This is a genomic window from Microvirga tunisiensis, from assembly GCF_009296175.1.
In the GTDB taxonomy this organism is placed as follows: Bacteria; Pseudomonadota; Alphaproteobacteria; order Rhizobiales; family Beijerinckiaceae; genus Microvirga; species Microvirga tunisiensis.
Map to the genome: position 1 here is coordinate 20805 of NZ_VOSK01000065.1, position 7340 is coordinate 28144.

Sequence of the window (7340 nt, forward strand, 5' to 3'; positions counted from 1 at the left end):
ATAAGTTAAGACAAACGATTGGTTGTTTCGCCTGTGAAAATCGAGCTAAGATGTCCAAGTCATTGCTCGATCGCGTACAGTCGCTTGCAAAAAATAATCAAAGTGGATTGGGGCCATGCCAGCTGTCGTTACCTACAGCCTCACAGGAAATGCGTATACTGACGGGCTTCTCGGCGACATAAAATGGGTCGTCAACAGCTTTACCTTTAGCTTCCCGGACTATGGATCGTATTACGGCACCCCCTATGGTGCCGGCGAAAGCAGCACTAACTTTGGTGCTCTAAATCCAACTCAACAGGCGACGGTGCGCTCGGCTCTGCGGATGTATGCTGCGGTTGCCAATCTTAATTTCACAGAGATCGCCGAGACCGCCACACAGCATGCGGATCTCCGCTTTGCTATGTCGAGCACACCGGGTACCGCCTGGGCGTACTTTCCGAGTGTGAGCGCGGAGAGCGGCGACGCATGGTTCAACCAGACGGATTATACCAGTCCTGCGCGCGGCAACTACGCCGATTTGACGTTCATTCATGAGATCGGCCATGCGCTCGGCCTGGAACACCCACACGAGAGCGGGATGCCGCAGGAGCGGGACTCGCTTGAGTATACCGTGATGAGCTATCGCTCCTATCTGGGTGCTTCCACAACCAGTGGCTACGGCAATGAGACTTGGGGCTATGCTCAGTCGCTGATGATGTATGACGTCGCCGCCATCCAACACTTGTATGGGGCCAATTTCGCCACCAATAGCGGCAAGACTGTCTACTCTTGGAGCCCAAATAGCGGCGAGATGTATATCAATGGGGTCGGCCAAGGCGCCCCCGGCGGCAACAAGATCTTCCAAACTATTTGGGATGGTGGTGGCGCTGACACCTATGATCTGTCAAATTACACAACGGACCTTACGATCAATCTTCAACCTGGAGAATGGACAAAAACATCCCCAGCCCAACTTGCAAAACTGCATTGGGATGGATCAAGGACCGCGGTGGGCACCATTGCCAATGCTCTCCTGTATAACAATGACATACGCTCGCTGATTGAGAATGCTCTGGGTGGTAGCGGAAGTGACATCATCTCCGGCAATGTTGCGAATAACACGCTATGGGGAGGTGCGGGGAACGATCGGCTGTTCGGAGCCAGTGGGAACGACACGTTCTACGGGGGAACGGGGATTGATACCGTCGTTCTTCAAGGGAACTTCGAAGACTATGTTGTTTCACAAGGGAACAGCGGGGCTATCATTCTGTCTGATCGACTTGTCGCCCGAGATGGCGTGGATACCGTGTCCGAGATGGAATATTTTGCCTTTGCCAATACTACCTATGCGACGAGCCAGTTGTCTAATCACCTGATGTCGGCTGCGGCAGGCACGTTTGCGGCGCCGAGCCTGGGGCTGGCCGCCTTTGGCGTGAGTGCCGGGGGCTGGACGAGCAATGACCGCTACCTGCGAGAGCTGGCGGACGTGAACGGCGATGGCCGGGCTGACATCATCGGCTTTGGCGAAGCGGGTGCCTATGTGGCTCCCTCCCATTGGTTTGTAGTTTGAGAGCGATGGGTAGGCTCGAAGCACTCAGGCCTGCGATTATAACAATGGTTCCGTAGGAGTGGTCAAAGTCATTTGCTCAAACTGGCATAAGAGGTGATGGATTGAGCGGTGTCGTGCGTTTGACCGCCGCTTGTCGCTTCATTCGCTAAATGTTAAGCGACTGTGTTGCGGCTGATCGGGCTGTTGTCGTCACAGTATCCGTTGTTGCGTTCGGCTGCTCCCGCATCAGTGAAGCCGTCTTCACGGCTCAATTTATTATGTCGGCACGCCGAATTCTTACTCCGTGGTTTAAGTGAGAGCTATGACTTACATGTATGGTCTCTTACATCGAGGTTGGCAGCTTCTTCCTCATAGCCTCCGTAGAAAAGCCTTCAACGAAATCAGCCTTAGACTGGCACCTCGTCTTGATCCTGCAGCCAATTGCCGAAACGCTCCTTGGATTATAGTCGGCGCACTATCCGCATCGACCGGCCTTGGAGAGGCGGCGCGCCTTGCCGTAGATGCGCTGCTTGCCGCCGGCGAACGCGTTTCAAGTATCGATTTAACATCTGCACTGCAGCACGAGCTGTCGGTTCCTGTTCGTGAACTCGCTCGTCCCCAAGAGGGATCCGGTACTATTCTGGTGTTCTTGAATCCACCGGTCTCGGCTATGGCACTTCGCCTGATCCCGGAGCGCCTTTTGGCGGGCAAACATCGGATCGGTTGCTGGGTGTGGGAATTCGAGGAGGCTCCCTCGAACTGGCGGGCCCATGCTGAGCTGTTTCACAAGATTGTAGCCCCAAGCCGGTTTGCAGCAGCAGGTATCGCAAAATCCATCGGGCAGTCTGTTGGTTTGCTTCCCCACCCCGTTGCGGTTTCTCCGATCGAAATCGCCCAACCGGGAGATCGTCCCTTTACTGTTGGAATTGTCGGAGATGTCGTTGCCGCTGCGGACCGCAAGAATGCGCTTGCGGCTGTTCAAGCATTCATCCATTCCGGACTAAAAGCGGGGGATGCTCGCCTCGTTATTCACCTTCACGGCCAGTCTCCCAATGCTCAACCAGTGCAGACGCTAGTCGATCATGCGCGGCAAAGCGGATTTGACATCGTCATCTCTACAGGTGTGCGAGCCCGATCTGATACCCGATTGTTCTATGCTGGATTGGATCTCTACCTGTCACTGCATCGCGCAGAAGGGTTTGGGCTTACTGTGGCGGAAGCGATGCTAGCCGGTGTGCCGGTTGTCTCAACCAACTGGTCTGCGACAGCTGAGTTTGTTGACCACTTAGTCGGTTATCCAGTGCCGTATGAGCTGGTGCCCTCATCTGGAACTGTGGATGACCGACGCCCTCATCGGTGGGCAGACCCCGATATTCATGCTGCAGCCGAATGCATCCGAGCAGCCTTCCACGATAAGGCGGCCCGTCAGCAACGTGGCCGCGTTGCAAGAGATCGTGCGGAGAAACTGTTTTCTGCTTCAGAGTTTATGAATTGGCTTCAGCCAAATCATGATTGATGAAGTACCGGCGCAGGACCTTTGGAGATTTGCTAACGGCAAATATTCTTACAATCTCGTCATGTGGGTCGAATTTCGTCCGATTGAAGCGGTAGCAAGCTCGTCAACGTCTCAGGCGCGTCCGGCATTGTGTAAGGCAAGGTTCTGCTCGCTATCTACCGGTAGCGATAACGGGCAGTCCAGAATTCTGGACTGGTTGTCAGACGAAGGCAAATGGGGGTTGATCACGAGGCAGAAAACCATGATGCGGAGCATCCCAAATTGCTACGCATCATGGTCACCGAGCCGATTGGATTACTCGTGGTAGTTGTAATGCTTGTGCCCACTCGTCTTGATGATCTGATCACGCTCGGCATCCTGAAGATCGGCACGAATCATCTCCTGAACGAGCTCGTTGAAGCTTGTGCGAGGCGTCCAACCCAGCTTCTGCTTTGCCTTAGTTGGGTCGCCGAGCAGCGTGTCGACCTCAGCAGCTCGGAAGTAGCGCTTATCAACCTCGACGATGCATTTCCCGGACCGGACATCATAGCCTTTTTCGTCGACGCCGGTGCCCCTCCAGTCGATAGCAATATCGAGCTCCTTCGCGGCGACTTCAACGAATTCTCTGACACTATGCTGTTCGCCTGTCGCGATGACAAAGTCCTCGGGCGATGATTGCTGAAGCATTAACCATTGCATTTCGACGTAGTCACGCGCATGGCCCCAGTCACGAAGTGAATCCAAATTCCCAAGGTAAAGCCTCTCTTGGAGATCCAGCTTGATACGCGCCAACGCACGCGTGATCTTCCGTGTGACGAAAGTCTCGCCTCGGATTGGAGACTCATGATTGAACAAGATCCCGTTACAGGCATACATGTTGTACGCTTCACGGTAATTCACAGTAATCCAGTAGCCGTAGAGCTTTGCGACCGCGTAGGGGGAGCGTGGGTAGAAAGGGGTCGTCTCCCGCTGCGGAACTTCTTGGACGAGCCCGTACAGCTCTGATGTAGAGGCTTGATAGAAACGCGTCTTATCGATCAGGTTGAGGATCCGGATCGCTTCGAGGAGACGTAACGTTCCAATGCCATCCGCGTTCGCCGTGTATTCTGGTTGCTCGAATGAAACGGCCACATGGCTCATTGCTGCAAGATTGTAAATCTCGTCCGGCTGTACCTCCTGCATGACCCTGATAAGGCTCGTTGAATCCGTCAAATCTCCGTAATGAAGAAAGAATGGCCGGCCGGACTCATGAGGGTCATGATAAAGGTGGTCAATGCGGTTTGTATTGAAAAGGGATGATCTCCTTCGAAGGCCATGAACTTCATAACCTTTCTCAAGGAGGAATTCAGCCAAATATGCTCCGTCCTGGCCTGTGATTCCTGTGATGAGTGCTCGTTTCGTCATGGTCTTAACTAAATCTTCCGGAAGGAGCCATATAAGGCTACAGCGTGGATCTGAACGCCAGCAGCTAGCAGAAGATGCTATTTACGTCCAGAGTGGAATGAGAACCAGTCGATGAACTGCCTCTAAGCAGGAGCCCTGAGCTGATCTACACGGCAATACTCAAGTAGCGCACGAAGATTGGGGGAAATGATGGCTCCAATGTGCTGGAAGGTGCGGCAGCCATATCCCACGAGAACTTGACTCGCAGATATCAGAAAGTGTGGCTCAGCGATACCCCCTGTATGGCCCAGAAAAGCCATGGTCCACCCCTCCCGAGAAGCCGTTGTCGCGGAAATGGTGGCTTTTGAGCGAGAGAGCTGAGGCAACCCTTGATAGGCAACCACACCGGGATCATGCACCCTGGGTAAATTAAGGGCAATCCAAGCTTATTGAGTGCCTGGACCATGCAAGTGCCGGCAGGCTTTCGCACTCACATGGATCGCGAGTACGAGGGTGTTATCCGGCCGCTCCTGCAATCAGTCGGGCTGCGCTGTGAGCACGAATCTGTACCCGTTGTGTCTTTCGCAAGTCCTCCGGCAGATCTCCGTTACAAGCGTTCTGTCAGCATCCGCTTAAGGATGAACGCCAGCGTACCCATGAACCCTGTGGCTTTCATGGATTGCAGGTCGAGGCTCAATGTCGCAGGAAGGTGAAGTGCGTGCTATGCGAGAACCGAACTAAGATATGCCTCCAAGACCTCCTCAACGGGACCGTCCTGCACAATATTGCCGCTTGAGAGCCGTATCGCGCGCGTGCATACGCTTCGAATGGTAGCTGGATCATGGGATGCGAGAACAACAATTTTAGAGGATGCTACGAACTCCTGGCTGCGAGCACTCATCTTTTTCGCGAAGTTTGCGTCACCTGCACCAATCATCTCGTCCATTATCAGAATGTCAGGCAAGTTAGCGGTCGCGATAGCAAAAGCTAGGCGCACAAACATACCGCTGGAGTAGGTTCTCATTGGGAGAGAAAGGTACTCGCCGAGTTCTGTAAAATTCTCGATTTCCGGAATTTTGGATTGTATCTCGGCCCGGCTCATCCCAAGAAAGATGCCGCGAAGATAGATGTTTTCGTAACCTGTCGCGTCTGGATCCATTCCCATCGTAAGATCAGTAAGGGATGAAACCCGGCCAGAGATCTGGGCATGGCCGATCGTTGGCTCATAAACGCCAGCGAGAACCCTTAGGAGTGTGGATTTTCCAGCGCCGTTGTGGCCAAGTACACCGAGGCGCTCGCCCTCCTTCAAGGTTAGTGAGACATTAGACAGAGCTGCAATGTTAATCCGCCCATAATCGGAAGAAATGCTGCCCCCAACGCTTCGCAATACAGCGTTCTTCAGCGAGCGGCTGCCAGCGTCATAGATAGGATAGTCAATACTGACGTTGCGCAGCTTGATAAAAGTCGACATCTCTTTCCCCTATAACCAGAATACAATTCGTGCACGAAAGCGAGAGAAGAGGGGCAGTGTAATGGCTGCGCTTGCTACCACAAGCAACGTAACAACTGCGTATGTTTCTGGTGCTGGCGCTGTGTTGAAAAGAGGAGAGCGCAGAAGATCAAGTAAGTAACTAAAGGGGTTCCATGTTACGATTGCTGACACACGACCGCCAAGTTGTTCTGGTTTCCAGATAACCGGCGAGAGAAAGAAAGCAACCTGCATTAGATTCATAATGATCTGAGGCAAATCCCGGAAGCGAGTACAAAGGATTGCTATTCCCAGTCCAGCGAAGAAGGCGAATGCTATAAATAAAAGCATGTTGGGAATTAAAAGGATCAGATGCCAGCTAATCGGGAGCCCTGCATAGAGTAGGACAAATGGAATTAAGATTGCATTGTGCCCAAGGATAATGAGGTTCCGTCCAATAACTCGCAGAATGTAGATGGACTTTGGAAGAGAGCTATTCTGCAAATATCCCGATGAGCCTGTAAAGGCGGTGCTGCTATCTATAATCAATGCCGCAAGAAATGCCCATATTACGTGACCGACTGCCAAGTAAGGAAGATACGTAGCTGGATCTTGCCGGAACAGCACTGAATATACTATTCCGAGAGCAACAATGGTGACGCCCATGCTGATTGTCATCCAAAGTTGGCCGAACTTAGAGCGCCTATAACGCGCCCTGATATCCTGGATTGAAAGGAGAGACCATACGCGCCAGAGTAGCACTCCGGTTCGGAGGTCCTCTATTGCTCTGCCAAAAGTTGTAGCTTGTGATCGAGTTTCCATCGCAAGGGTCGACTCACCGTTTGAGAGGACCTTCGCAGAATTATTGGACATGTGAATGAACCCAAATTGTAACATTGCTGCGAACCGATGCGCCCAAGCGGGTAGTTGAGCTGCGTGTGAGCCGAGGGCCATTGGTTGAACTTTTGACAGGGGGGAATAGGCAATAAACAGGCCAGTGTCCAGTAAGCGCTTTGCCCCACGTGGTGTGCGCCCCGTTTGAGCGGACGAGCGGCTTGGTTGCTAGCCGCTGGAGCAGACAATGGTTGAGATGGGTAGTCCCCTACAGTGGACGCCCAGAATCATTAGGAGTTCTCCGGCTTGGATCATCGGCCAAGGCGACAGCCGCTGCCCGATCATAGCGCCCACGCGTGGCTCGTTCGGTCCGCGCCGCCTTGATCTGCTCAACGGCTTCATGGGCAGCTACCCGCAGCTCGGCATAATGCCGACTGGCAACAATTTGCAGAGCGATGCTCAAGTGGCGCAGCGTCAGCGGCAGCGCTGCGTCGGAGCTCAAACTAGCCGTTCTTATGCACGAGAGGGCTGGAGAGGGCTGGCGGATGTAGCTTAAGCGCTTGAAGCAGCGTAGGATTTGGTTGCTGAGACCAACCCCTGCCACCGATTGCACTGTGCCACACCCGCCATGA

Annotated in this window: 7 protein-coding genes; 3 read left to right on the top strand and 4 right to left on the bottom strand. The window is 53.3% G+C overall.

The window, feature by feature from the left end; translation table 11 throughout:
* Window positions 1–33 precede the first annotated feature (33 nt).
* The 3 genes from FS320_RS50755 to FS320_RS17255 all read left to right on the top strand — a co-directional run bounded on the left by FS320_RS50755 (window position 34) and on the right by FS320_RS17255 (window position 3044).
* A complete protein-coding gene (locus tag FS320_RS50755; protein WP_420846741.1) occupies window positions 34–162 on the top strand; it encodes a hypothetical protein in 129 nt (42 codons plus the stop codon).
* The gene (locus FS320_RS17250) at window positions 116–1549 is read left to right on the top strand and encodes a M10 family metallopeptidase (RefSeq protein WP_152713065.1); all 1434 of its coding nucleotides are present in this window, start codon (window positions 116–118) and stop codon (window positions 1547–1549) included. The genes FS320_RS50755 and FS320_RS17250 overlap by 47 nt, the downstream gene beginning before the upstream one ends.
* 301 nt (window positions 1550–1850) lie before the next feature.
* The gene (locus tag FS320_RS17255; protein ID WP_152713066.1) at window positions 1851–3044 is read left to right on the top strand and encodes a glycosyltransferase family 4 protein; all 1194 of its coding nucleotides are present in this window, start codon (window positions 1851–1853) and stop codon (window positions 3042–3044) included.
* A gap of 294 nt (window positions 3045–3338) precedes the next feature.
* Here FS320_RS17255 and gmd read toward each other — a convergent pair whose 3' ends face one another.
* The 4 genes from gmd to FS320_RS47180 form a co-directional block, all read right to left on the bottom strand.
* On the bottom strand, window positions 3339–4427 hold the full coding sequence (gene gmd / locus FS320_RS17260; protein WP_152713067.1) for a GDP-mannose 4,6-dehydratase: 1089 nt from the start codon (window positions 4425–4427) through the stop codon (window positions 3339–3341).
* Between the two features lie 700 nt (window positions 4428–5127).
* A complete protein-coding gene (locus FS320_RS17265) occupies window positions 5128–5877 on the bottom strand; it encodes an ABC transporter ATP-binding protein (RefSeq protein WP_152713068.1) in 750 nt (249 codons plus the stop codon).
* Window positions 5878–5886: 9 nt separating this feature from the next.
* Window positions 5887–6828, bottom strand: coding sequence for an ABC transporter permease (locus FS320_RS17270; protein ID WP_152713069.1), 942 nt, complete (start codon window positions 6826–6828; stop codon window positions 5887–5889).
* 148 nt (window positions 6829–6976) lie between these two features.
* Window positions 6977–7340: hypothetical protein (locus FS320_RS47180; RefSeq protein WP_210252209.1), on the bottom strand; the 364-nt coding region annotated here is incomplete at its 5' end.

Coding starts and splice junctions, on each gene's coding strand:
- FS320_RS17250 (WP_152713065.1), top strand. CDS start 116: ATGCCAGCTGTCGTTACCTACAGCCTCACAGGAAATGCGTATACTGAC.
- FS320_RS17255 (WP_152713066.1), top strand. CDS start 1,851: ATGACTTACATGTATGGTCTCTTACATCGAGGTTGGCAGCTTCTTCCT.
- gmd (WP_152713067.1), bottom strand. CDS start 4,427: ATGACGAAACGAGCACTCATCACAGGAATCACAGGCCAGGACGGAGCA.
- FS320_RS17265 (WP_152713068.1), bottom strand. CDS start 5,877: ATGTCGACTTTTATCAAGCTGCGCAACGTCAGTATTGACTATCCTATC.
- FS320_RS17270 (WP_152713069.1), bottom strand. CDS start 6,828: ATGGCCCTCGGCTCACACGCAGCTCAACTACCCGCTTGGGCGCATCGG.